8 protein-coding genes are annotated in these 26,648 nt (G+C 70.4%); 7 read left to right on the top strand and 1 reads right to left on the bottom strand.

Annotated elements, in window-relative coordinates:
- Positions 1-118: 118 nt before the first annotated feature.
- Positions 119-4,342: a hypothetical protein gene (locus tag FBT69_05295; protein ID MDL1904217.1), complete on the top strand. Its 4,224-nt coding sequence runs from the start codon at positions 119-121 to the stop codon at positions 4,340-4,342.
- A 9-nt stretch (positions 4,343-4,351) separates the two neighbouring features.
- Here the strand turns inward: FBT69_05295 and FBT69_05290 are convergent, their stop codons facing one another.
- Positions 4,352-4,567: a hypothetical protein gene (locus FBT69_05290; protein ID MDL1904216.1), complete on the bottom strand. Its 216-nt coding sequence runs from the start codon at positions 4,565-4,567 to the stop codon at positions 4,352-4,354.
- A gap of 260 nt (positions 4,568-4,827) precedes the next feature.
- Between FBT69_05290 and FBT69_05285 the strand changes: the two genes are divergently transcribed.
- From FBT69_05285 to FBT69_05260, 6 genes are all read left to right on the top strand, one after another.
- Positions 4,828-5,394: a hypothetical protein gene (locus FBT69_05285; GenBank protein ID MDL1904215.1), complete on the top strand. Its 567-nt coding sequence runs from the start codon at positions 4,828-4,830 to the stop codon at positions 5,392-5,394.
- Positions 5,391-6,074, top strand: a complete 684-nt coding sequence (locus tag FBT69_05280; GenBank protein ID MDL1904214.1) for a DotU family type IV/VI secretion system protein — start codon at positions 5,391-5,393, stop codon at positions 6,072-6,074. The genes FBT69_05285 and FBT69_05280 overlap by 4 nt, the downstream gene beginning before the upstream one ends.
- A gap of 20 nt (positions 6,075-6,094) precedes the next feature.
- On the top strand, positions 6,095-10,396 hold the full coding sequence (locus FBT69_05275) for a hypothetical protein (GenBank protein MDL1904213.1): 4,302 nt from the start codon (positions 6,095-6,097) through the stop codon (positions 10,394-10,396).
- A gap of 29 nt (positions 10,397-10,425) precedes the next feature.
- The gene (locus FBT69_05270) at positions 10,426-11,406 is read left to right on the top strand and encodes a hypothetical protein (GenBank protein MDL1904212.1); all 981 of its coding nucleotides are present in this window, start codon (positions 10,426-10,428) and stop codon (positions 11,404-11,406) included.
- A gap of 133 nt (positions 11,407-11,539) precedes the next feature.
- Positions 11,540-13,528 carry a hypothetical protein gene (locus FBT69_05265; protein ID MDL1904211.1) on the top strand — a complete coding sequence of 663 codons (1,989 nt, stop codon included), beginning with the start codon at positions 11,540-11,542 and terminating at the stop codon, positions 13,526-13,528.
- 34 nt (positions 13,529-13,562) lie between these two features.
- Positions 13,563-26,642, top strand: a complete 13,080-nt coding sequence (locus tag FBT69_05260; GenBank protein ID MDL1904210.1) for a filamentous hemagglutinin N-terminal domain-containing protein — start codon at positions 13,563-13,565, stop codon at positions 26,640-26,642.
- Positions 26,643-26,648: the final 6 nt, after the last annotated feature.

The raw sequence follows: 26,648 nt of genomic DNA, 5'->3' as shown, positions 1-26,648 counted from the left end.
TGCCAGGCCCCTCCGACTGTCGCGACCTTGAGGTAGACTCCCCGAGCCGGGGTCTTGAAGGCCCCGCCGCACGAGTGGGGAGAGGTGGGGCATCATGTCGCCCCGCCCGGGAGGCGGCATGAGGCGGGTGGGATCATTCGAGATCGAACGCGACCTCTACCGCCGAGGCTTCTGGACCGTCTCCATCGCCACGCGCGCCGGCGATGCAGGCGGTGCCCGCTACGCCGTCAAGTGGATGGAGCGGCCGGACGACGTGCTCGGCCCCGAGCGTGCCGAGGCATTGGCCGTCGATTTCCTGAAGGCAGCCGAAGCGCAGCGCCTCGCGTGCGCCTCCGGCGGCGAGCACTGGGCGAACGTCGAGGACTACGGCCGCTTCGAAGGCGGCGCCTTCGTCGCGTGGTCGCTCCGACCGCGCTCCGCCGCGGACCTCGCTGCTGGCCGATTCATCTTCAACGACGAGAGCGCGCCTTGGCTGAAGGGCATCGTCCTCGGCGTTCTCGCCGCACTGCGAGAAATGCGCGACGGCGCGGGCCGCGGCCACGGCAACCTCAAGCCCGGCAACGTCCTGCTCGCCACGCGCAACGCCTGGACGCCCGCCGCCGTCGCCCTCTGCGATCCATCCCCGGACCCGCCGAGGGGGGGGCAGCACGCCGACCTCGTCGCACTCGGCCGCCTCATCCACCGGCTGGTCCTCCACCGCGAGTTCGCCGCGCTCGGCGGCTGGCCCATCGAACGATCGGAAGCATGGGACCGGCTCGGCCGCGGCGTGGGAGAGGCCTGGCGAGGCATCTGCGAGCGGCTTCTGGACCCCAACGCCGCCGTGGGATCGCTGCGCATCGAGGAGATTCTCGCCGCCGTCGAATCGGTCCCGGCGCCATGGAGCCGACGCAAGCGCGCCCGCGTGAAATCGGGCATCGGCGTCGCGGCCGCGCTCGTCCTCGCCGTCGCGGGGTGGCAGGGTTATGTCATCGTCGATCGCGCTCTGAACCCGTTCGACCCCGTGCAGTGGCGTGAACTCTGCGAGGCCTGCGATGACTGGCTCCTGCCGCTGAGCGACACCGTGGCGTCGCTCGACGCCGACGCCCGTGCCCTCTGGCAGGCGGACGGGCATCTGCGGACGCGGGTGCTGCCCGTGCTGCAGAACCGGCGCGCGCTCGACCCGGCCGAGATCGCACGCAGGCGCGGTGTCGTTGCTCGCCGCGAACTCATCGATCTTCCCGCGAGGCAGACGCGCGGCTACGGGCGCGATACGCGCGAAGCGCACGAGGCCATGACCGCCATCGCGGATGCGCTCGCGTCCCCGGACTGGGCGTTGCCAGCCTCGCTCGAATCCGCCGCCGCCACGCTCTCTGCGCGCGGCTGGGAAGGCCCGGCGGCCGACGTCCGCCGACTCGCAGAGGGGCTGCGCTCGCCGCCCGGCCCCGGGCTGGGCGAGCGGATCGACCGTGCCCTCCGCGCTGCTTCACTGTCTGAACTGATCGAGACATCGCTCGTGCGCATCGAGGCGGGCGCGAAGGCCGCCTCATCAACCGGCGCGGCCGGCTTCGCCGACTTCGGCGAATCCGCGCGCCGAGCGCTCGACGAAGCCGCCTCCGGCGACGACGCCCTGACGCGCCTCGCTCGCGCCCTGCGCGAATACGCCGCCGTCGCCGACCGACTCGCGTCATTCGTCGAGCGGTCCTGGCCCACGATCGACCGTGCCGCCTTCGACGAGCACTCGCGCCTCGTCCAGGCGCTCCGTGCCGGCGAGCGATCAGCCGATGCCTCGTTCTTCGCCGAACTCGTCTCCGAGGCGTCGCGAGAGGAGTTCCGGGCGCTCCCACCCGAGTCCAACCCGACGCGATCGTGGGAGGCCATCGCCCGGCTCGACCGTGTGCTGCGCGGCCTCGACAGCGCGAAAGGCTCGCCGGATGCCGAGTCCGGACTGCGCGCTCGCATCGACGCCCTCGCCGACCGTGCAGCGTCGATCACCGATCGCGCCGACGAGGCGGGGCGCATGGCGTGGAACTCCTTCACGCGAGAGCGTGTCCTCAGCCTCGTCCGCGAGGTCGACGGCGAGGTGGGGGCGCTCGAACGCGAGGTTTCGGGCGTGGCCGAGGAGATCGCCGCTCTCGAGCGAGCGTGGGTGCGGCGCGAGCGCACGGCCTCGGGACGCCTGAACAACGCCATCCTGGACACGGAGTGGGCGCGTCGCCGCGACGAGCTGATGGCCGAGTACGATGCCTCGGGCGACTATCGCACGCTCCGTGCGCGACTCGACGCCCTCGACGCCGCGCTCCGGGGGCTGGTCGAAGCCGCGGCCGGGTCGGTCAGGCTCGACCCGCCCGAGTCGCTGCTGTACGACAGCGTGCCGTTGCTCGACGCCGTCCGGGTCCGCGCCGGCAGCGCGGCCGAGCCAGCCCTTCGCGTCGCCCGCTGGGAGAACGGCGCGTACGCCAATCCTGAGGAGATGCTGCGCGTCGCGCGCGAAAGCGTCGCCGCGCTCGAAGAGTGGCGTCATGCCGTTCAGGCGATCTTCGGCGAGATGCTCGAAGTCCAGCGAAGCGTCCAGCACCTGCACCTGCTCGACGAGCCGGCCGGTTCGTCCCGTTCCGCTTCCGCCGCGCTCGCCGCCTGCATGGCACGCCCCGAGTTCGAGGAGATCAACGGGCGGCGCGCGTTCGCACGCGTTCTCTCGTGGGTCAATGAACTGCGCACGCTCGGCACCGAGTCCGACCGTGCCCTCCTCAGCCGCGTGGCCAGGACGGGTGGCGAATCGCCCGCAGCTTCCTACGCCGCCTGGCGTCGCCTGGGCGACCTGACCGCGCCGGCGTGGCCGGCGAGAGTGTCCGAACTGGTCGAGGAAGGGGGGGCACGTGCGCACGTTGCCGCTTCCATCGCGTCGGTCGCCGATGACACGCGGCGACGCGCCCTGCAGGCCGAACTCGACGCGCAGGGGCACGAACGCTGGTCGCGGTGCGCCGCCGCGGTGCGCACGGAGGACGACTTCGCCTCGTGTGTCGAACTGCTCGACGGCTTCGCAGTCGTCGAGGGGCGGCTGGACGCGCGCACCCGATACAACATCACGCTCCACAGGTTCCGCGCCTCGCTCGCAGGACGGCCGCCGGACGACGACGCCGAGCGAGCGGCCGCCGTCTTCGTCCCGGCGATGCGCGCCCTCGGAGGCGGTTTCGCCGGGGCCGCCGACGCGCTGAACGCCGCATCCGCCGTCGAGGGCGCCGTGCTGGCATGGAAGCAAGGCCCCCCCCGCGTGAACTTCGCCGCGGTCGGGCCGGGCACCCTCGGCTGGCACGCGGCGCCGGACGCCCGTGACGAGGCCGTTTCGTTCGAATGGCGCGGCGAACGCCGGTCGCGCTCGCGCGGCGCGGTTCCGAAACTGTCCTTCGTCCGCGTGGACGTCAGCGGCGAAGCGGTCTACGTCGCCACCGAGGAGGTCTCGCTCGCGCTGATGCAGGCATGGCTCGGGCCGGATGAATGGACCGAGATCACCCCGCTGCTCGTGCCGACAGCGCTTCAGAACAACGACGTCTGGTCAGGCCCTCGCCTCTGGTCATGGCCCGCGCAGCCGCGCAACGGCCTGGTCTGGAAGCGTGGCCAGACCGCGCTGCGCGACGACTGGCTCCCTCAGAATGTCGAGGTCTCGGCCGCGACACCTCAGTACGCGCCGGGCCTTGGCGATCCCGCCGACCCGGTCCGAATCGCGCCGGCGCACAGGACAACCGAACTGCACCCTGTCCAGCACGTTACCCCCGTCGGTGCGCTGCGCTTCGCCCAGGCGCTGAACTGCCGCCTCCCCACCGAGTCCGAGTGGGTCGCCGCACTCCGGCGGTATGAAGACCCCGATCCCTCGCGCTGGAATCTCCGCGATCGGGCCTTCGCACTCCAGCGGGACCACGTCGCCAGGGTCATCGCGGATCGCATCGCACGCGGTGTGGTGCGCGTCAACTTCCGCTACCCGGACGACGGCGTCTTCGTTCCCGAAGGCACGACAGTCGCGCGCGGCGCGGAAGCAGGCGCCTACGAGACCGACGACGGCGCCCTCTGGTTCCAACCGGTCGATCGAGGCTACGGACGCACGCTCAGGCACCTCATCGGCAACGTCGCGGAGTTCGTCCTCATGGACGCCGGGGGCACGCGCTTCGGCGTCATCGGCGGCTCATCCATGTCCCCCCCCGAGCTGGCTCTCGACCACGCCTACGAGATACCCGCCCGCCAGTCCGCGGACGCGACCTACGCCGACGTCGGGTTTCGTCTCGCCTTCAGCGCGGGTGAGGCCCAGGTGCCCCTCGCCGCGCAACTCGCGCAGGCTATCCGGGACGCACGCCTCGATCTGGGCGGTTGACGGCAGTCTTCAGTCTCGGGCCGTGGCGATCCGCGCACCAGTCCCGCTGCGCGGACCGAAGAGCGCGCTCCCGAGGGCGTCTCCCGCACCGAGCGAGGCACGCGAATCCTTCGCCACGGGGCCGGAGACACGTGCGCTGGAGTGGGATGACGACGAGCAGCCGAAGCCGGCCGCGAGGGCGACGGCGACGGCCGCAAGGGTCAACGAACGGACGGGGCGCTTCATGGTGTGCTCCGAAGCCAGTGGGCGATGTCGAGAGGAGCCGCGCCGTTTCTGGACCGTCCGGGGACGGGATGTCTGTCGATCCTTCGGCCGCCCATGCTCCTGACTTGCAGCGTGCTCGCCCCTCCGCCCGACTCCTCATGCCGCGCGAGCGGACAGCCTGCACAAACCGCGCCGAACGGAAGGTCTCCCATCCTTTCGGACCCTGCGGCAGTGTGGCTGTATGATCCCCGTGCCGGGGCGTGCCCCGGCGGGAGGCCGCCATGAGCGAAGCGCACGGTTCCGGTCGCGTGGACTCGATGGGCGATGCGATGCGTGCCTTCCGCGTCGCCGCTCGTCTCGGCCCCGATGCCGACATCCGACCCGAGCGAGTCGTCGCTCTGGCGGGCACGCTCCTCCGCCTCGCGTACGGCCTCGACCAGATCGCGTGGGGAACGTGGAAGAAGATGGCCCCGACCAGCACGGTTCGCCGCGGCGCGGGACTTGCCGAGGCCGTCGCTTCGGATCTGGAAGGTCGCGGTGCTTCAGCCGACGCCGAGGTTGAACGCCTCCGGATGCTCGTCTTCTCGCTCCTCTCGTCCGTCTCGCAGGTCGGGCACTTCGCCGTGCGCGAACTCGGGAGGCTGGGGCCGGAGCGCATCGAGGACGGCGTCTCCGCCGGAGGGTTCGGCCGCGACTCCGCGTGCTGGCGACGCTACAAGGAACTCGCCGGCGCATACGACGAGGACCAACTCGAAGCCTCCATGCTCGGATCGATGACCGAATACGTGGAGGCAATGCTCGCCGGTGGAGCACGCAGCCAGGTCGCCGCCAGCGGTGCCGACGCATGAAACTTCTCGAACTCACCGAGCCGTACTTCCAGTACGTCTGCCGACTGAACCGGTCGGCACGAAAGGGCGCGCCGCCGGACGAGGCCGTCGTCCGGACGGAGATCCGCGGCCTGCTCTCCGAAATCCGCGGCCGCGTCCTCCGACACGGGCCGCTCGCCACCGAGTACGACCGCATCGAACCCGCGCTCCTCTTCTTTGCCGACGAAGTGATCCGGGGCAGCGCGCTCCCCTTCGCCTCAACCTGGGAACCGATGGCCGCGTCCCTTCCCGATCCGGACGCTTCGCGCGTCTTCTATGTGCTCCTCGAGGAGGCGCTCCGCGACAAAGGCCCATTCGGAATCGAGCGACTCGCCGTTCTCTACACCTGCCTCGGGCTGGGCTTCACAGGCGGGCGATCCCCAGACCAGCTCCGGCGCGTCATGGTTGAAGTCTCCTCACGCCTCCGCCCGATCATGGACGCTGACCCTTCCGCTCCTGTCTGCCCCGAAGCCTACGAGAACGTGGACGGCACGGACCTGATCGAGCCTGCCGGTCGGCCGCTCGTGGCCATCGTGCTCGTCCTTCTCGGGCTGATCGCCGCTCTGCTGGTTGTGAACGGCTATCTGTATGCCAGCGGTTCGCAGGAACTCCGCGAATCGCTCGCGGCGATCGCCGCTGCGCGAAGTGACGCGGGACGCTGATCCCGCCGGAGTCTTCCCGGATGCCCAATACCCCCGCAAAGTCCGGTGCAAAGGGCAGGAAGAAGGCGAACGCGCCAAACCTCCTGCCCCTCAAGATCGGCCTTGCCATCGCCTGCATCGGCGGCATGGGCGGCGTCCTCCTCGTCCTGGTCGGCCCGAAGGGACTGCTCGCAGTCCCGTTGCTCGGCGCCGCCCTCGGCGTCACGCTCCTTGCCTATCGAGGGCTTGTCAAATGGAGCGAGCGACGCAAGAGCAGGCCATTCGAGCGACGCTTGCGCGACGCCGCCACCGTGACTCCGCGCGCCGGCGCGGACGCCGCAAGGCGCGCACGTCTCGAAGACATCCGCAAGCGATTCGAGGAGGGCATCGAAGTCTTCCGTCAGCACGGCAAGGACCTCTACTCCGTTCCCTGGTACCTCATGGTCGGCGAGCCCGGCTCCGGCAAAACCGAAGCCGTCCGGCACTGCGGCGTCGGGTTCCCCCCAGGCCTCCAGAACACCCTCCAGGGCACCGGCGGCACGCTCAACATGAACTGGTGGTTCACCAGCAACGCCGTGATCCTCGACACCGCGGGCAGGCTCATCTTCGAAGACATCGAGCCGGGCACAGGGAGCGAGTGGACAGAGTTCCTCAAAATGCTCCGCTCCGCGCGCCCGAACTGCCCGATCAACGGCCTGCTCCTCGTCCTGCCCGCCGACAGCCTCATCAAGGACTCCGGCGAGGAGATCGCGCACAAAGCGGACCGCATCGCCGCCCAACTCAACGTCATTCAGCAGGCGCTCGGCGTCCGCTTCCCGGTTTTTCTCCTCGTCACCAAGGCCGACCTCATCAACGGCTTCCGAGAGTTCTTCGACTCCATCAAGGATCCCCTCCTCCAGCACCAGATTCTCGGCTGGTCCAACCCCGCGCCCCTCGGCGAGCCGTTCGAGCCGGACGGAGTCGATCGGTTGCTTGACGGCCTGCGCCAACGGCTCCGGCGACGCCGCCTCGGCCTCCTCCTCGACCCCGTCCACACCGAGGACGCCCTGGCGCGACGCTTCGACCAGGTGGACGCGCTCTACGCCTTTCCCGAGGCGGTCATGCAGCTGGCGCCGCGCCTCAAGCGATACCTCGAATCCATCTTCGTCTCCGGCGTCTGGGGAGAGCCTCCCTTCCTGCGCGGCATCTACTTCACCTCGGCGATGCGAGACGGCTCCGCGCTCGACGCCGACCTCGCCGAAGCACTCGGCATCCCCGTGGACCACCTCCCCGAAGGCCGCGCATGGAAGAAAGACCGCTCATACTTCCTCCGCGAACTGTTCCTCAAGAAAGTGTTCCGCGAGCGAGGCCTCGTCACCCGCGCCACCAACGTGCAGCGACTCCAGCGCGCCCGGCGCACCGCGGTGCTCGCCACGGGGCTTGCCGCCGTGCTCGTCGCCATCGCCGTCACATGGGTGTCCGGCCAGCGATTCCGTGAGACGCTCAACGGGCACCAGCGACTCTGGTCGGACCTCCGCGCCGAGTTCGTGCCCGAGGGCGACCGCACTCCCGCGACCATCGTCGTCGAGCGGAGCGGCGGCCGCCCGGGCTTCGACTACGATGGCGACCGTGAACTCCGCCTCGGCCCGGTGCGAACCGCCGTGGCCCGGTTTGCGCCGGACGTTCTGCCCTGGGTCGAGCGCGAGGTCAGCGTTCCCGCGATCTTTGCGCCGGTGGCGCGCGGATTCGGCGACCTCGACGAGATGCGCCGCAGCGCCTTCCGGGTCGCTGTCGAGCGATCGACGATCGTTCCCGTCGTGGATGCCGCGCGGCGTCGCCTGGCCGCCGAGACCGCGGAGTCGTGGACCGATGACTCGACCCTCGCCCTGCGTCAGCTCATCCGTGTCGAAGCCGGCCTGCTCATGGGAAGTGGGGGGGGGCTTGATCTCGGTGTTCTGGCCCGCTACGCACTGGCCGACACGCCGGACGACGCCGAAAGCGCGGCCAAGGCGATCGGCGAGTCCGCCGCGGCCATCGCGTGGTCGTACAGTCCGACGGGCGGCGGCGTGCCGTGGCCCCCCCCCGCGCTGCGCCGAGGAACGCCCGAGACGGTCGCCGTCCTCACCGCAGGCGTGCAGCGGTTCGTCGAGCGGTGGCGCGCCGAAGTGCGATCCGGTGGCGTCGCCGGAGTGGACCGACTCGCCAACGCCCTGGAGACCCTCGAGCGCGCCGAAACCGCCATCCTCGCGGACGAGAGCGTCGCCCGTGCTGGCTCGGTGGAGGAGTTCGATCGTGCCGCACGGGCCTGGGCGGACGCGGCCAAACGCTGCGACGAGTCCGCCCGCGCGGTCGCGGAGGCTCTCGCACAGCTCAACGCGGACGACGCCGAGACCATTCTCGCTGCGGCTGAGCGCGAGGCGCAGTCTCTCCGCGAGCGCATCCGTCTCGCGTTCACCCCCCTCGAAGCCGAGTTGGGCAGGGTTCCCGATCTTGCCGCTCTCCAGGGCGAACTTTCGACTGGGCGAACCCTGCTCCTCGACTCCGAACTCGCCGAGCAGGCGGGGAGGCTCCGGAAGGCCCTGAGCGGAACCGGCGCGCGCTATCTCGCCACCGACGGCAGCGGACTGCCCGTCTTCGAACGCCGTCGGCTCGCGCTGGCTCGCCTTGCCGACTCGCTCGCGCTCGCGGAGACCCGCACGCCGACCGATCTCGGCGCACGCCTCGCGGAGATCGAGCGGCGCACTCGGCAAGACCGCGAATCCATCGCCCAGGCGGGCTTCAACGGGGCGCAGCAGCGCCTCCTTGCCACCCTCGACGCAGCAGCGAAGCGCCAGCGCAACGCCGCCATCGACGCAGCGCTCGTCTCTCTCTCCGGCGGCCCGGATCGGCTTCGTTCGCTCGTCGCCGCGCGCGCCGCCGGACTGACTCCCCTTCCACGCGCGGCTATCCCACTGACTCCCGTGCAGGACGGCGCCCACGATCCGGAGTTCCATCCCGAGGCCGCGGCGTGGCTCTTCGAGACGGTCTCCGACATCGTCTCGCTCACCCACGCAGACGGCTCCGTGCTGCTGGCGGGCGGTGAGCTGTCGGCGCGTGCCCGTGATCTGTTGGACGCGGCGTCCGCCTACGCCGACGCTTACGTCGCGTACTGGGCGATGCAGGCGCCCGCCGCGTCGGCCGTGAGTTTCGGCGTGCGGGCTGACTGGAACAGCGCCCACGGTTCGCTCTCACGCCTCAATGCCATCGACGTGTGCAACGCCCTGCGTGCCGCCGCGGAAGCCGCGCAGCAGGCCTTGAGCGGCGTGCCCGCGTGGGCATCCGAGCAGGCCCGCAAGCGAGCCGCCGACGCCTCGCTTCTGGCGAGTGATGCACGCGCACGGCTCGCCACGGATGGGCTGGTCCAACGCTGCGAGCAAGGGGTTCGGGAATGGGTATCGCTCGGCGGCGACCCCGAGAAGGCCCGCCAGGCCGTGCTCGCCTTGGAGCCTGACGCACTGACCACGCGGTTCCTCGTCGGCGGGAAGGACGCGGGATACTGGGAAGGCGTCTGGATGGCCGCGCTGCGGACCCTCGCTGAATCGGGACAGTCCGAATCACGGGCCGCCATCGACCTGCTCCGCGTCTCGCGCGGCATCCCGCTCTGCCGCGACTCCGACCGAACCCTGGATGCCGGCCGCGTCGCGGATGCGTTCCGTGCCGCCAACGACGTCCGTGCCGCCATCGCCGGTTCTCCGGCGGATCGTTCCGGCGCACGCACACTCGCCGAGGGCGCGCGAACGAACCTGCCCGACATCGACCGCGAGATCGAGCGCATGCGAGGCGGCGTCGTTCTTCCGGGGCAGCGCGGCCAGGCGTGGTTCCAGGGACTCTGCGCCATCCTCGACGCCCTGCACGCACACGACGATCCGCTCTCATTCCAGGTCATCGCGCTCCCCGCGGATCAACATCCCGACGGCCTCCCCCCCTTTGAAGCGTTCGGGCTGTTCGAAGCGGGCATCCGCAAGACGAACCCCGACGGGCGATCCCGGTTCCGGCTGGTCCCCGGCGCGCCGACGGACACGGTGGGCGGCATCGTCGTCCCCGGCGGCGAGATCGAGGTCAGGTTCTACGACAACGAGGCCGACGGCGCACCCGCTGTCGCCTCCGCCATCATCCCCGCGCCATGGACCATGCTCGGGGCGATCGCTTCGTGGGGGGGGCAGCCGCTGCACGGCGAAGGGCTCGACGGCGCCTGGGGCGTCATCATCCTCGCACGACGAACCGGTGATCCCGACTCACGCATCCCTGTTCGCATCGGCCTGCGCCCGAATCGGTCCTTGCCCCATCCCGCGCAGTGGCCCTCGGAGTCCTCGTGGCCGGAGTGATCGAGCGTTCGTGGGCAGCGAGTGGAACAATGCTCAAACGGCTCGGAAAACTCATCGGAGGCAGAGACGGCGGGGGCGCGTCGGTGCGGCTCACCGTCTTCGGCAAGCACCCGGGCTGGGACGATCACATCGAAGACTTCCCGCTCGAAACCGAGGAACTCGCCTGGGTCAAGCGTCGACTCTACACCGAGGGCATCGCCAACAACATCGACTCCGGCGCGTGGGAACGCCTCGACAGCGCCTCGCGTGTCGAGGGCTTCCGTCACGTCTTTGTCTGGCGGTTGCCGAGGGGTGTCGTCGTCGGCCGTCTCTGGTCGTCGACCGACGGCAAAGGCCGGTCGCAGTACCCCATGGTCGTCGCCGCCCATTGCACCGGCGCGCCTCTCGAATGGTCGCTCGACAAGGTCGTCCGTCGCCTCGAATGGTTCGAGGGCAAGTGTGTTCAGGCGCGAGACCGCGCCGCGGTCGCCGAGGCGCTCACTCGGCTCAGCGACGATCTCCGCCGCGCCGCAGCCAAGCGATCGGACCAGTCCCCGCCGGAGTCCTCGCGTGCGGAGCACGCACAGCCCGCGGTCGTCGAGCTTGCCGCGCGTCCGGAACTCGGGCCGGGCCGGATCGGGATGCACAGGCTGATGTACGAGATCGAACGCGAGCTCTCCGCGTTCCGGCCCCTCGGCGCGGGAGGCTCAACGACACGCGCACGCGCGGCCTCCGCCATGCGTGCCAAGTCGCTCCGCGTCCCGCGTTGCGGCGACTCGCCCGTTGCATCGGCTCTGCTCTGGTCGCGCTTCTTCGCCTCGCAGTTGGCGGAAGCCGTTCCCATGCTCCTGCTCCTTCCCATGCGACACAAGTGGGTGGACGCCGTCATCGGCGACCCCACCCCGCAGCAGTTCTTCTGTCTGCAGGCGTCCGAGTCCGCTGTTCCGCTCACCACCGAGGTGCCCTACACGCTCGAATCAGACTTTGTCGCCGGCGTCGAGGAGGCGATCCGTGCGGCGGCAAAGCCGTGAGTCGCCTCCCACGATCGCGGGAGGGGGGTATTGCGGGCAGAAGAGGCCGCTGATACCTTGAGCGGGCGGTCGGGAGGCTGCCCGCGGACCCCAGGCTCCGCGAGTGCGTGGTTCCTCTGTCACGGGGCGGACGATGAAACACGATCGGCATCGGTTCTCAGGGGTGGGCCGGTGTGTCGCCATGCTCTGCGCGGTGGGGCTGATGGTCCTGGGCCGGCACGCCGCGCTCGCACAGGACGCGGATCCTCCCGTTGACGAGCCCGCGTCGGAACAGCAGCCCCAGCCGGGTAACGAAGTGCCGCCGCCCCTCGCCGAGTTCTTCTATCCGGTGAGCGAACTCCGCCTGCGCTACTTCCGCGAACACCCGGAGCACCCGGCGCTCGACGACTTGTACGCGCTCGAAGTCGATCTCGGGATCGACGACGGCGCCTACGTCGCCCCGCGCGAAGGCATCGAGACGGTGCGCATCCGTGTCCGGGACATCGGCGGTCTCGGCGTCGGCGAGGTCTCCGAGAGTGCGATCAATCAGGTTGCGACCGTCATCTTCGAGGAGTTCCGCTCGCGCGGCCTCATCGGTGTCATCGTCGCGCCGAGCGACGAGGAGATCGACCGCGAAACGAACGAGGACCTGCGCGACCTCGACCTGGATCAGTCGCTCACCCTCGACATCTACACCGGCATCGTCGTGCAGGTCCGCTCGATCGCGTCCGGCACGAGATTCCCGAAGGAAGAACGCCTGAACAATCCCGCCCACGCCCGCATCCGCGACAACTCGCCCGTGCAGCCCTGGCGGCCCCGACAAGCCGAGGGCGAGCCTGCCGGGGACGCCGCCGACGAGCCGCGCCGCGACCTGATCCGCCGCGACCTCCTCGACGCCTACACCCTGCGCCTGAACCGCCACCCCGGCCGCCGCGTGGATATCGCCGTCGCCCCAGCCTTCGAGACCGGCGAGGCCGCGCTCGACTACCTCGTCGCCGAGAGCAGGCCGCTCTCCGTCTACTTCCAGCTGTCGAACACGGGCACCAAGGAGACCGACACCTGGCGCGAACGCTTCGGCTTGATCCACAACCAACTCACCAACAACGACGACATCCTCACCGTTGAGTACATCACCGCGGGTTTCTCCCAGGCGCACGCTCTCGTCGGCTCCTACGAGGCGCCGCTCGGCCGCCTCGAACGCCTCCGCTGGCGCGTCTTCGGCAGCTACAGCAAGTTCACCGCCTCCGACGTCGGCCAGGCCGGCGAACGCTTCACCGGCGAGGGCTGGACCGCAGGCGGCGAACTCATCCTCAACGTCCTCCAGGAACGCCAACTCTTCGTCGATCTCTTCGGCGGCGCACGATGGGAGAACGTCGAAGTCAACAACGAGGTCGTCTCCATCCAGGGACGCGAGGACTTCTTCATCCCGCGCCTCGGTGTCCGCGCCGAACGGCGCACGGACGAGTGGACTCTCGAAGGCCAGCTCGCAATCGAGTTCTCCATGTCGGATGTCTCCGGCGCCGGCGCGGACGAGATGACCAAACTCGGCCGACTCGCCCCGGACGAAGACTGGGTCGTGCTCCAGTGGTCGCTCGGCACTTCCTTCTTCCTGGAGCCGCTCATCACGGGGCGCGACGGCGAGCGAACGAGCACCCTCGCCCACGAGATCGCGCTCGGCGTCCGCGGCCAGTACGCCTTTGACAACCGCCTCATCCCCAACGCCGAGCAGGTCGCCGGCGGTCTCTACTCCGTCCGCGGATACCCGGAGTCCATCACCGCGGGCGACACCGTTGTCATCGCCTCGGCCGAGTACCGCTTCCACGTCCCCCGCGCCTTCGAGGTCGAGGAAGAGCCGCGAACCCTCTTCGGCCGCCCCTTCCGATACGCGCCGCAGCAGCCCTACGGCAGGCCGGACTGGGACCTCATCCTGCGCGGGTTCGTCGACGCCGCGCGCGTCGTCAACAGCGACCGCCAGGCGTTCGAGAGCGACGAGGACATGCTCGGCGCGGGCGTCGGCATCGAACTGCTGCTGTACCGAAACGTCAGCGTCCGGATGGACTGGGCCGCCGCCATCGAGGAGATCGAGGGCAAGGTCAAGTCGGGAAGCAACCGTTTCCACTTCGTGTTCACGTTCCTGTTCTGAGTTCCGGGCGCGCCGGCCGCGAAAGGGCGGAGCCATGTCGAAGCAATCGAGAACCCGTCATGACTGCCCCGCCGTGCGACGCCCCGCGCGCGGAGCGCTGTCGATCAGCCCGCTGCTCAGCGTCCTGTGCGGCCCGCTCGCGCTCGCCGGGCCGGACGGACCGCGCGTCGTCCACGGGTCCGCCTCCTTCTCCCGCAGCGGCGCGACCACGGTCATCCACACCTCGCACACCGCCGTCATCAACTACAACGCCTTCGGCATCGCCCCGCACGAGACCGTCCGTTTCGTCCAGCCCGACGCCTCCAGCCGGGTTCTCAACCGCGTCACCGGTGCGCTCCCGACGCACATCGATGGCACGCTCCTCGCCAACGGCCGCGTCTACATCACCAACCCCGCCGGCGTCTACTTCGGTGACGGCGCGATCGTCAATGCCGGCGCCATCTACGCCGCCGCAGGCTCCATCACCAACGCCGATTTCATCCGCGGGATCGACCGCTTCTACGACCTCAAGGGCGAGGTCGTCAACCGAGGCGTCATCCAGGCCGACGCCGCCTACCTGCTCGGCAGGCGCGTCGCCAACTTCGGGTGCATCGTCGCCGACGGCGTCGTCGTCATGGCCTCCGCCGACGAGATTCTCGTCGGCGAGTCCGGCAGCAGCGTCTACGCCCGCGTCAGCAAGCCCGCCCACGGCGCCACCGGCGGCGTCGAGAACGCCGGCGAGGTCCGCGCGCAACGCGCGCGCCTCGGCGCGGGTGACATCTACGGCGTCGTGCTCTTCGATTCCTCCCGCGTCAAGGCAGCCCACGTCACCGTCGAGAGCGCGGCGACCACGCTCGTCTCCGGCGAGATCGACGCCTCCGCCCGCGCACCCGGCACGAAAGGAGGCCGCGTCGAACTCCTGGGAGATCGGGTCGCCGTCAGCAACGCTCGCGTGGACGCCTCCGGCGACGCCGGCGGCGGCACGATCCTCGTCGGCGGTGAGCTCCAGGGGGGGGGCGACACACGCCGCGCCTCGCAGACCGTCGTCACCGCCGACGCCTCGCTCACCGCGGACGCCCTCACCGCCGGCGACGGCGGCGCCGTCATCGTCTGGGCCGACGACGCCACACGCTTCCACGGCTCCATCAGCGCGCGCGGCGGAACGCTCACAGGCGACGGCGGGTTCGCCGAGGTCTCCGGCAAACGCTCCCTCACCGCCAGAGGCTCCGTCGATCTCGGCGCGCCGGCAGGCGCCACCGGCACGCTCCTCTACGACCCCGACGCCATCGTCATCATCGGCGGAACAGCCGACGGCAGCGACAGCCCCGACGCCTCCGCCGCCAACCTCGAAACCGACGGCGGCAACCCCGGCGAAGTCCTGTTCGCCAGCGTCGGCGATTCCACGGAACCGTTCGAGGTCTACCAGTCCGAAATCGAGGGCACAGACGCCAACATCGTCCTCGAAGCCGGCTCCTCCATCACCGTCAGCGGAACTTTCGACAACGCCGAAGTCCTCCTCGCCAACAACCGCAGCCTCACCCTCCGCACACGCAACAAGAGCGGTGACGGCGATTCCCCGGGCGGCATCGACCTCACCGGCAGCACCCACGGCGCGGACCTCGCCTTTCGCACCCAGGGCACCGGTACGATCACGCTCCACGCGGGCTACGACGCCGCCAACCTCGGCAGCGAGCCCGGCAACCTCGCCGCGAACCTCGTCGTCGGCCGGCTCACCACCGCGGGCGGCGCGATCGAACTCCGCGCAGGCTCGTCCGGCGGCGGCTCGGTCAGCCTCCTCGGCGATGTCGTCATCAACGGCACAGGCGGACTCACCGTCTTCGGACCAGCGTCCCTCGGCGCAAACCTCTCGACCAACGGCGGCTCCGTCAGTTTCGCCAACTCCTCCGCGATCACGCTCATCGCCGACTCGACCATCGACACCGATGCCGCGGGCGGCTCGTCCAACGCCGGCAACGTCCTCTTCGCCAGCCCAGGAACCATCAACGGCGCCTTCGCCCTCACCATCGACGCCTCGGCCGACGGCGGCGGCTCCAGCGGCGGCGTCACCCTCGGTACGCTCGGTGGCACGACACCCCTCGCAGCCCTGGACGTCTCCGCCGCCGCGCTCATCCTCTCCGGCGGCATCTCGCTCGACGGCGGAGGTGCCGTCGATCTCACCGGTGTTTCCTCGATCACGCTCACCGCCAACATCGCCATCGACACCGACGCCGCGGGCGGCGCAACCGACGCCGGCAATGTCCTCCTCGCGCCCGCGGGTGCGGTCAACGGATCACGCACACTCTCCATTAACGCCTCGGCCGACGGCGGCGGCGCGGCCGGCTCAGTCTCGCTCGGCGGCGTCGGAACCTCCACCCCGCTCACGGGCCTCACCGTCAGCGCGGCCTCCCTCACCCTGAACGCGAACATCGCCCTCAACGGAGGCGGCAACGCGGACTTCTCCGCGACCAGCGCGATCACCCTCGCTTCGAGTGTCCTCATCGACACCGACGCCACCGGCGGCAACTTCAACGCCGGCGACGTGCTCTTCGCCTCGGCAGGCACGCTCAACGGCGCTTTCAGCCTCACGATCGACGCCTCCGCGGACGGCGCAGGCGCAGGCGGCGCGGTCGCGCTCGGCTCCGTCGGCGCAACGACGCCCCTCGCCGAGATCGGCGTCTCCGCCGATTCCCTCCAGCTCGCCGGCGATCTCCGCGTCAGCGGCGGCGGAGACATCGACTTCACGAGCGTCAGCGCCGTGGCCCTCGTCGGTCCGGTCACCATCGACACCGACGCCACGGGCGGCAACACCGACGCCGGCAGCGTCCTCTTCGCCAACGCTTCCACGCTTGACGGCGCGTTCACGCTCGCCATCGATACCTCCGCCGACGGCACGGGAACCGACGGCGACGTCCATCTCGGCTCCATCGGCTCCGTGACGCCGCTCGCCGGTTTCACCGTCGCAGGCGGACGCGCCACGCTCAACGGCGACATCCGCACCGACGGCGGCGACGTGGACCTCTCCGGACTCAACGCCATCGTCGTCGCCGCCTCTCTCGCCATCGACACCGAAGCAGGCAACGACGATACCGCGGGGAGGGCGCTGCTCGCCGGGCCGACCATCTCCGCCGATGCCGGCGCGCTCTCCCTCACCATCGACACCTCCACCGGCGCGGCCGGTCTCGACGGCGGCGCAATCGAGCTCGGTGCCTTCGATTCCGCCGCGGGCTTCACGGTCGCCATGCTCGCCCTCGCCGACGCCGCCGGCCCGGGCGGCGCAGCGGGCGGTGTCTCTTTCTCGGGCTCCGCGAACCTAGGCGCCATCGATCTCTCCGGCCTCGAAGGCGCCATCCAGGTTCGCGGCGCGGCTTCCATCATCACTTCCAACTCAACGATCGACCTTTCCCCCGCAGCCGCGATCGAAGGCCAGACCTCGGGCCTGGACACGCTCACCCTCAACGCCGGCGCGGGAGACGTGCGCCTGCCGAGCGTCGGACAGTCCGTCCCGCTCGGCGCCCTCACCGTCATCAGCACGGGCGAACTCCGACTCACCGGCAACATCGCCCTCAACGCCGGCGGCAACGCCGACTTCACCGGTGCGCCGACCGTCGTTCTTGCCTCCAACGCCGTCATCGACACCGACGCCACGGGCGGCACAACCAATGCCGGTGGTGTGTTCTTCGCGCCCTCAGGCACGATCAACGGCGCGTTCGCCCTCGCCATCGACGCATCCGCCGACGGCGGCGGCTCGGCAGGCCAGGTCTCGCTCGGCACGGTCGGCAACTCCTCCCGACTCACCGGCCTCACCGTCAGCGCCGCATCCCTTACCCTCAACGGCAACATCTCCCTGAACGGCGGCGGAAACGCCGACTTCACCGGCGTCAGCGCGGTCACACTCGCGTCAAGCCTCACCATCGACACCGACGCGCCCGGCGGCTCGTCCGACGCCGGCGACGTCCTCTTCGCCCCGGCCGGCACGCTCGACGGCGCGTTCACGCTCGCCATCAACGCCACCGCAACCGGCGGCGGCGCGGCCGGTGCGGTCTCGCTCGGTAGCGTCGGCAACTCAACACGTCTCACTGGCCTGACGATCAGCGCCGCATCCCTCACCCTCAACGCCGACATCCGCACCCAGGGCGGTGACGTCAACCTCTCCGGTGCAGGCTCCATCGCCATCGCTTCCACGCTCGAAATCGACACCGCATCCACACCCGGCGTTGCCGGCGGCTCCGTCGACCTTCGCGGCGCTACCGTCTCCGCAACCACCACCAGCCTCAGTCTCACGATCGACACCAGCGCGACCGGCGCGGCGGGCGGCGCGGTCTTCCTCGGCGTGTTCGACGACGCCGCCGGCGCGTTCGTCCACGACCTCACCATCCGCACCGGCGGCTCCGGCGCGGGCAACCTGAACCTCACCGGCTCCATCCGCATCCGCAATGACTTCTCCCTCACCGGCGACGGAAATGTCATCGTCGCCGCCGGCACGGCAGCGATCATCGACACCAACCCGGACGACGTGGGCGACGCCGGTTCGATCGACCTCGGCTCGGGCCGAATCTACGCCGCAGGCGCGGGCGCATCGCTGACCCTCGACGCGTCGACCGCCGACGCCGGCGGCTCCGGCGGTTCCGTCAGCATCGGACCCGCCGATGACGGCGGCGGCGCGGGGTTCTACCTCACCTCGCTCGACATCGACGCCTCCGGCGGTTCGCTCGGCCCGGGCGACCTGGTCCTCAACGGCGACCTTGTCATCGACGGACCGGTCGTCCTCGCCGGCGTCGTGATCCTCGGCGATTCCATCACGATCGACACCAACCCGGACGACCTCGGTGCTTCGGGCCTCGTGGATCTCAGCGGCGCTGTCGTCACCGCGCCATCCGCGGGACGCGACCTCACCATCGACACCCGCAGCAACGACAACGCGGGAGGAGCCGTCCTCCTCGGAGCCTTCGGTGCGATCGGCGGTTTCCATGTCAACGACCTCACCATCCACACCGGCGGCACGACCGCGGGACTCCTCACGCTCACCGCGGGAGTCTTCCTCGACGCCGACGGCGCGGACACAGGCGATTTCACACTCACCGGCGGAGGCGCGGTCGCCATCGCTTCCGGCGCATCCGCAGTCATCGACACCAACTCCACCGCCTCTGCCGACGCCGGCTCCATCAACCTCGGCGCCGGTCTCATCTATGCGCTCGGCCCGGGCACGACGCTCTCACTCGACACCCGCTCCACCAGCGGCGTCGGCGGCGCGATCACCTTCGGCCAGATCGGCCCAGGCCCCGGCCAACGCCTCGAAGGCTTCACCGCCCGATCCAGCGGCGGCGCCGGCTCCGGCGTCATCTCCATCGCCAGCGACATCGACGTCGCCGGCGACATCCTCTTCGCCAGCGACGTGCAGTTCGGCGCATCCATCGGCCTCTTCTCCGGCGGTGGCGCCATCGACTTCAGCGGAGCGACCGTCTCCGCCTCCGCCGCTGGCGTGGACCTCACCCTCGACTCCAGCAACGGCGCCGGCGCGGGCGGCGATGTCCTGCTCGGCGTCTTCAGCAACAACGGCGGGCACTACATCAACGATCTCGCCATCGACACCTCGGGCACGACCACCAACGGCGCGCTCCGCCTCTTCGGAAACCTCCAGTTCGACAACGACGCCGGCAACGCCGCGGACCTCGGCTCGATCACGCTCGCCGGCGGCGGCGACGTCGTCGTCCACACCTCCATCACCATCGACACCAAGGCCGGTGCGACCGGCGACGCCGGGGCGATCAACCTCGGTTCCTCGAACCTCTACGCCGCGTCGCCGGGCCTCACGCTCACGCTCAACACCACGACCGCCGACGCCGCCGGCTCGGGCGGAGCCATCACGTTCGGCCGCGTGGACGACGGCATCGGGGCGGGCGCCTTCTTCTCCGCCTTCACCGCCGACTCCCGCGGCGGCGCATCCGGCGGCGCGATCACGCTCACTGACGATCTCCTCGCCGACGGCGCGATTACCCTCGCCGGCAACGTCCGCATCGGCGCATCCCTCGCCATCGACACCGAGCAGGGCGACAACGGCTCCGCGGGCACGCTCGACCTGTCGAACGCAACCCTCAGCGCGACAGGCGCGGGCTTCACGCTCGCCCTCAACACCTCCACGGCCGCCGCTGCGACCGCGGGCAACGTCCTTCTCGGCCGCGCCGACGATTCCGGTGGCGCATTCCTTACCGCGCTGAACGTCGATACTCGCGCTCCGATCGGCGCCGCCGGCAACCTCATCCTCAACGGCAGTGTCCAGGCCCTCGCCATCGGGCTTGCCGACGTCACCGGCGCGGTCACCGTCGCCGGCGATTCCTCGCTCACCACCAGCAACAGCGACATCAACCTCGGCAACTCCACCGGCATCAACGCCGCGAGCGCGGGCGAGCAGACTCTCGCGCTGAGCGCAGGCACGGGCACGATCACCCTCCCGGGCGTCGGGCAGAGCGCCGCCCTCGGCACGTTCAGCGCGACCACTACCGGCGCAGGTTCCACCATCCTCAACGGCGACGTTACCACCGCCCCCAACGGCGGCGCGGGAACCACCGGCGACCAGGCCTACGCCGGAACCGTCACCCTCGGAGGCACGCGCACGCTCCGCGCCGGCACGGGCGTCATCTCCTTCGCGGACGCTCTCCAGGCAGGCGCCAACGACCTCACCCTGATCGCCGACGGCATCGAGTTCAACGGCGCGGTCTCCGGCACGGGCATCCTCTCCCTCCGCCCCTCCACCGACGCTACCTCCATCGGTCTCGCCGGCGCCGTCGGCACCCTCCAGCTCACCGCCGCCACGCTCGGCAACATCGGCTCGGGCTTCTCCGAAGTCCGCGTCGGCACGCCCGCCACCGGCACGCACACCATCACCATCAACGCCTTCTCCATCGACGCGCCCCTCCGGCTCTTCGCGCCCGACGGCCTCGTCGTCCTCTCCGGCACGATCACCACCAGCGGCGATGCCGTCCGCTTCTCCGGCCCCGTCCGACTCGGCGCAGCCGCCGGCGTCGTCACCACCAACGGCGTACCGGCAGGCGCGAACATCACATTCGACGACTCCCTCATCGGCACGACCGCCGATACCCAGAGCCTCACGCTCGACGCCGGCACCGACGGCGACATCCTCTTCTCTGCCGCCGTCGGCGCGACACGCCTCGGCGCGTTCACCATCACCAACGCACGCCACGTCACCGCCTCTTCCACCTTCGCCGCCCTCTCCATCACGCAGACCGACGGCCAGGGACTCACCACCTTCGCCGACGTCCTCACGGCCTCCGGCGCGGCAGGCGTCAGCCTCACGGGGAACCAGTTCTCCCTCGCCGCCGTGAACGCCCTCGCAGGCGGCGTCAGCGTGCAGTCGCGTACCGGCCTCAGCGCGGGCGTCATCACCGCGGGCGGCGCTGTCAACCTCGCCCTCGACACCGATGCCAACGACGCCGGCGCGACCGGCACGCTCGCCGCCGTCACCGGCACCGGCATCACGCTCTCCGGCAGCGGCGACGACACCTGGACACTCAACGGCTTCCTCAACGCCACTGGCCCCGGCGGCATCACCATCGCCGGCGGCACGAACAACCTCAACGCCGACGTTACCGCCGACGCCGGCCCAGTCACCATCTCCGGCACGACCGTTATCACCGCCGACCGCGAGATATTCGCCGGCTCCGGCACGCTCTCCCTCGCCGCTACCCAGTTCGGCGCGAACACGCTCACCCTCACCGCCGACGAGATCGACCTTACCGGCGGCGCGGCCAGCATCACCGGCACCGGTTCCATCTTCCTCCGTCCCACAGGCGACGCCGTCTCCATCGACGTCGGCTCCCCCGCAGGCGGCACGGGCACGCTGGACCTCAGCGACACCGACATGGCCGCCATCGCATCGACCGTCGCCGGCGTCACCATCGGCCGCGTCGGCACCGGCGCACACGAGTTCAACGTCGGCTCGCTCTCCGTCACCTACCCCATCACCTTCGCAGCGCCGAACGGACTCATCCGCCTCAGCGGCGACATCACCACCACCGGCGACTCGCTTACCTTCACAGGCCCAGTCCGTCTCGACACTACCCTCGCCATCAACACCACCAGCGGCTCGCCCGCGGGCGCGAACGTTACCTTCGGCGGCACACTCAACGCCCTCAACGCGGGTGTCCAGGGCCTCACGCTCAATCTCGGCACCGGCGGCGACGCGGCCTTCAACGCCGCCGTCGGCGCGACCACACGCCTCGGCGCGGTCAGTGTCGTGAACGCTCGCAACGTCACCGCCGCCGCCGCCTTCAACGCGGCGTCCTTCGACCAGGCCGCCGCCCAGGGCCTCACGTCCTTCCTCAACACGCTGAACGTCAACGGCTCCGGCGGCATCTCGATCACGTCTTCCTCCATCAGCCTCGGCGGTACGGTGACCTCCACCGCCGGTGCGGTCACCTTCACCGGTCCCACAAGCCTCGGCGGCGACGTCCTTACCAACAGCCACGCCGTCTCGTTCAACGGCGCCGTCACCCTCGTCGGGAACCGCTCCGTCAACACCGCGAACGCCGGCTCCGGCGCGAACGTCGCCTTCGCATCCACGCTCAACGGCACGACCGACTCCGCCCAGAGCCTCACCATCAACGCCGGCACCGCCGGGGACATCAACTTCACGGGCGTGGTCGGCGGCACGACCCGCCTCGGCGCGGTCACCATCACCAACGCCGACGACCTCTCCGCCTCGGCCGCGTTCAACGCCCTCTCCTTCCTCCAGAGCGCGGGTCAGGGACTCACCCGCTTCCTCGGCTCGCTCAACCTCACCGGAGCGAACGGCGCAAGCATCACCACCGCCTCCATCAGCCTCGGCGGCGCAGTGACCTCCACCGGCGGCCCGCTCACCTTCAACGCGCCAACCAGCCTCGGCGGCAACGTCGCCACCAGCAGCCGCACCGTCACCTTCAACGGGCCCGTCACCCTCGTCGGCAACCGCACCATCAACACCGCCAACTCCGGCTCCGGCGCGAACGTCGCCTTCGCCTCCACCCTCAACGGCACCACGGCCGGCGGCCAGAACCTCACCATCAACGCCGGCACGGCAGGAGACATCACGTTCACGGGAGTCGTCGGCGGTACCACTCGCCCCGGCGCGATCGCCATCACAAACGCACGCAATGTCACTGCCTCCGCTGCGTTCCGCGCGCTCTCCTTCGCCCAGGCCGCAGGCCAATCCGCAACCATCTTCAACGGCATCCTCGACACATCCGGCCCAGCCGGCTTCGTCTTCACCGGCTCCGCGCTCACCTTCGGCGACGACGCCACCGTCTCCGGCGGCGGCGCGATCACCGCCGCCAACTCCGGCCAGTTCACCATCGCCGCCGGCGCGCCCGTCATCGCCTCCGGCGGCCTCGCGCAGACTGGCAGCGGCGCGGTCAGCATCGGCGCAAACGTCGCTGCCACCGGCGCCCCGATCTCCTTCGCAGGCCCCGTCACCTTCACACAGCCGGTCGAACTGCTCGGCGGATCGATCGCCTTCCTCAACACCGCCGCCGCGGGCAGCCGCGCCATCACCCTCACCGCCGACGAGATCGACTTCCTCGGCGGCGCGAACTCATTCACCGGCTCATCGACGCTGCTCCTCCGTCCCACCGCCTCGACCGTCTCGATCGATATCGGCTCGCCCGCCGGCGGCACGGGCACGCTCGACCTGGGCGATACCGACCTCGCCGCTCTCGCCGACGGCTTCTCCTCCATCACCATCGGCCGCGCCGACGGCCGCCACGCCATCGTCATCGGCAGCGCCACCTTCCGCGATCCCACGACCATCCGCACGCCCTCCGGCGGCGGCATCACCGTCGCCGGCACGCTCACCGGAACCGGCAATGCCTCCTTCCTCCTCCACGGCGCCGGCGCGACCACCTCCCTCCACGCTCCCATCATCACCGCCGGAACGAACGTAACCATCGACGACGCGGTCATCGTCGGCGCGGGCGCGCTCATCGACACCGGCGCAGGTCCCGGCAATGTCCTCATCACCGGCACGGTCGATGGTGCAAACGCCCTCCCGATCACCGCCGGCACGGGCACGATCACCCTCCAGCAGGCCGTCGGCGCAACCACGCCCCTCGCTTCCGTCGTGTTCTCCGGCAGCGCGATCGATCTTCCCTCCGTCCGCACCTCGGGCCCGCAGGCCTACACGGGCGCGACCGCGCTCAACGGCAATCTCACCACCCTCACTGCCGGTGCGATCACCATCGACGGCCCGCTCACCCTCGCCGGCAGCGTCGTTCTCGCCACCGCCGGCGCACCCGGCGACGACCTCACCGTCACCGGAACCACCAACGGCGCGCACGCCCTCACCGTCAACGCCGGGGGCGGCGCGGCCACCTTCGCCGGGGCGATCGGCGACTCCGCACGACCAACCTCCATCAACGCCACCGCCGCGGCAATCTCGCTCCCGAGCGTCGATACCAACGGCCCGCAGGCCTACAGCGGCGCGGCAACGCTCAACGGCGATCTCACCGCACACGCCGCCGGCGCGATCACGCTCAACGGCCCCGCGACCATCACCACCGACCTCTCGATCACGACGCGCGGCCAGACCGGCGACAACGTCTCCGCCCAGTCCATCGACGGCCCGCACTCGCTCGCCGTCGCCGCGGGCGAGGCCGACTTCATTGCATCCGGCGCCATCGGCGGCACGAACGCCCTCGCCCGGTTCACCGCCCAGGCTGCCACGATCGACGTGCAGTCCATCACCACGACCTTCGGCCAAACTCTCACCGGCCCTGCCACGCTCCGAGGCAACCTCACCAACCTCGACGAGGCCCCGATCCTCATCGACGGACCCGTCACCCTCGCCGCGCCGATCGCGATCGCCAACACCGGGACCGCGCCCGCCACCGTCACCATCACCGGCACCATCGACGGCCCGCACACGCTCGCCATCAGCGCCCCCGGCGCCGTCGTCTCGCTTGAAAGCGAGGTCGGCGCGACCGCTCCGCCCGCCTCGCTTACCATAACGGCGGCCTCGTTCACACCGCCCCGCATCACCACGGCCGGCCCGCAGGACTACAACGCCGCCGTCTCCCTCGGCACGACCCTCGGCACGGTCGGCACAGGCTCGATCGCTTTCTCCGGACCCGTCTCGCTCACCGCTGACAGCACGCTCGCCACCGCGGGTGGCGCGACCGACGGCATCTCCTTCGGCGGCACGCTCGACGGCGCATTCTCGCTTTCGCTCGCCACGGGGGCAGGCCCCATCACGTTCGCGCAGCACGTCGGTGCGGCCGTCCCCCTCGCCTCACTGCTTGTACCGTCCGCAGGCGCGATCGACTTCACCGCCCCTGTCACCATCGCCGGTCTTGCCACCATGACGAACGCCGCCACGATGACGACCGGCCCGACCGCGCCGCTCGCCATCGGCGGCGCCTTCACCCAGAACGGCGTCGGCTCGACCGTCCTCCTGTCCTCCCTCGACGCCGCCACCGTCTCCTTCGCCGGCCCCCTCTCCCTCGGCGGCAACATCACCTCCGGTTCGGTCTCCTTCGCCTCCCCCGTCACCCTCATTGGCGACCACGTCATCACCGCCGACACTATTCTCTTCGCAGCCGGTGCGAACTCTGACGCCATCCCTCGCCTCCTCACGACGGACGCCGCAACCTTCGTCCGTCTCACCGGCGGCATCGGCGCAACCAGCCCACTCCGTTCCTTCGTCCAGCAGGGCGCGGGCGTCGTCATCCTCGACGGCGACCTCACCACCACCAGCGGCATCACCTTCGCCGTCCCCGTCCTCGTCGCCTCCGATGTCACCATCCAGGTGCTCGGCACGCCCACGCTCGCCGACTCGATCGTCTTTCTCGACACCGTGGACAGCCTCGCCGATCCTCGCTCGCTCACGCTCCTCGTCAACCCTTCCCTCGGCGACACGGCGCCCGGCCTCCCCCTCCAACTCAACCTCGCCCGTGTCGAGTTCCACGCGCCAGTCGGCGCGGCCGCGCCACTCGACAACCTCCACCTCATGTTCTCCGAGTCCCGCGCCGTCAACGGTCGCATCGGCATCCCCGCGTGGGCCACCATCTGGGCGCCGAACGGCATGTCCGCCACACTCGCGGGCGACTTCCGCATGGGACAGAACGAGAAACTCAGCGCCGTCGGTGCGATCTCCCTCACCGCGGGAGGCACGGTCATCCACGGCGACCTCACCGCTCTCACCACCATCGACGTGGCCGCCCCCGCCATCTTCATCCAGACCCGCGAAGCAGGCCCCGTCCTCGCCAACATCGGCGCCGTCGATACCGACGACGGCGTGGACGTGGTCGCCGCCCAGTCCATCGCGTACTCCGTCGTTCCGCAGGTGCTCGGTTCCGGTCCGATCCCCACCTTCGCTACCAACGACGGCGCGGGCGGTTCGGCAACCGTTACCGGCTTCCCCTTCCGCGCCTTCGGCGCGGTAACCGCGGACCTCTTCGCCTCGGGCCTTGACCTCCGCTCCAGCGGACCGACCAACGCGAACGTCTCCGAGGCCATCGCCGGCGCGGCGCCGAGGGAATCGCAGAGTGCTCGCGTCTCCCAGGACACCGCCGTCGGCCGCGCAGCCCGCGACGAACTCCAGCAGCTCGGCCTCGCCCCGCGCGATCCCGACCTCGGCACGCTCATCGAGGCACTCATCGGCCGCGCGCTCTACAACGACGTCCCTCGCGCTGTCGCCGTCTCACGCGCCGAGGTCACGGTGAACCGTCTCTCCAGCGAGGTCGTGCAGGCCGTCCTTGATGCCTATCGCGATCTTGTCCTCGGCGACGCGCCTGGCGAGAGCGACAGCAACGAGGCTCGCCTCGCCGAAATCCAACGGCGACTCCCCCTCATCGCCTCCACCCTCAACGCCGCCCTCGAAGCCTACAGCGAGGCCGAACCGGGAGACGCCTTCGACCCCGAAGGCTTCCGAAGGTTCGTCAACGAGTCGCCCGATTGGGCACAGGCCGCCGACTATCTGAACGGAATCGACCGGCTTCTCCGCAACGTCGAGCTGCTCGGGCTCAGCCCGCGCGAACGCCAGATCGTCCGCAGCACCCTCTTCCGGGACGTCACCGACGGCCAGGCCACCCTCATGCAGCGGCTCGAACAGGTTGCCGGCACGGACCCGCTCGCCGTCGGACGCCGTTGAACGCGA

The organism is Synechococcales cyanobacterium CNB (assembly GCA_030263455.1).
Classification (GTDB): domain Bacteria; phylum Planctomycetota; class Phycisphaerae; order Phycisphaerales; family UBA1924; genus CAADGN01.
This window is presented reverse-complemented; position numbering and strand designations above follow the sequence as displayed.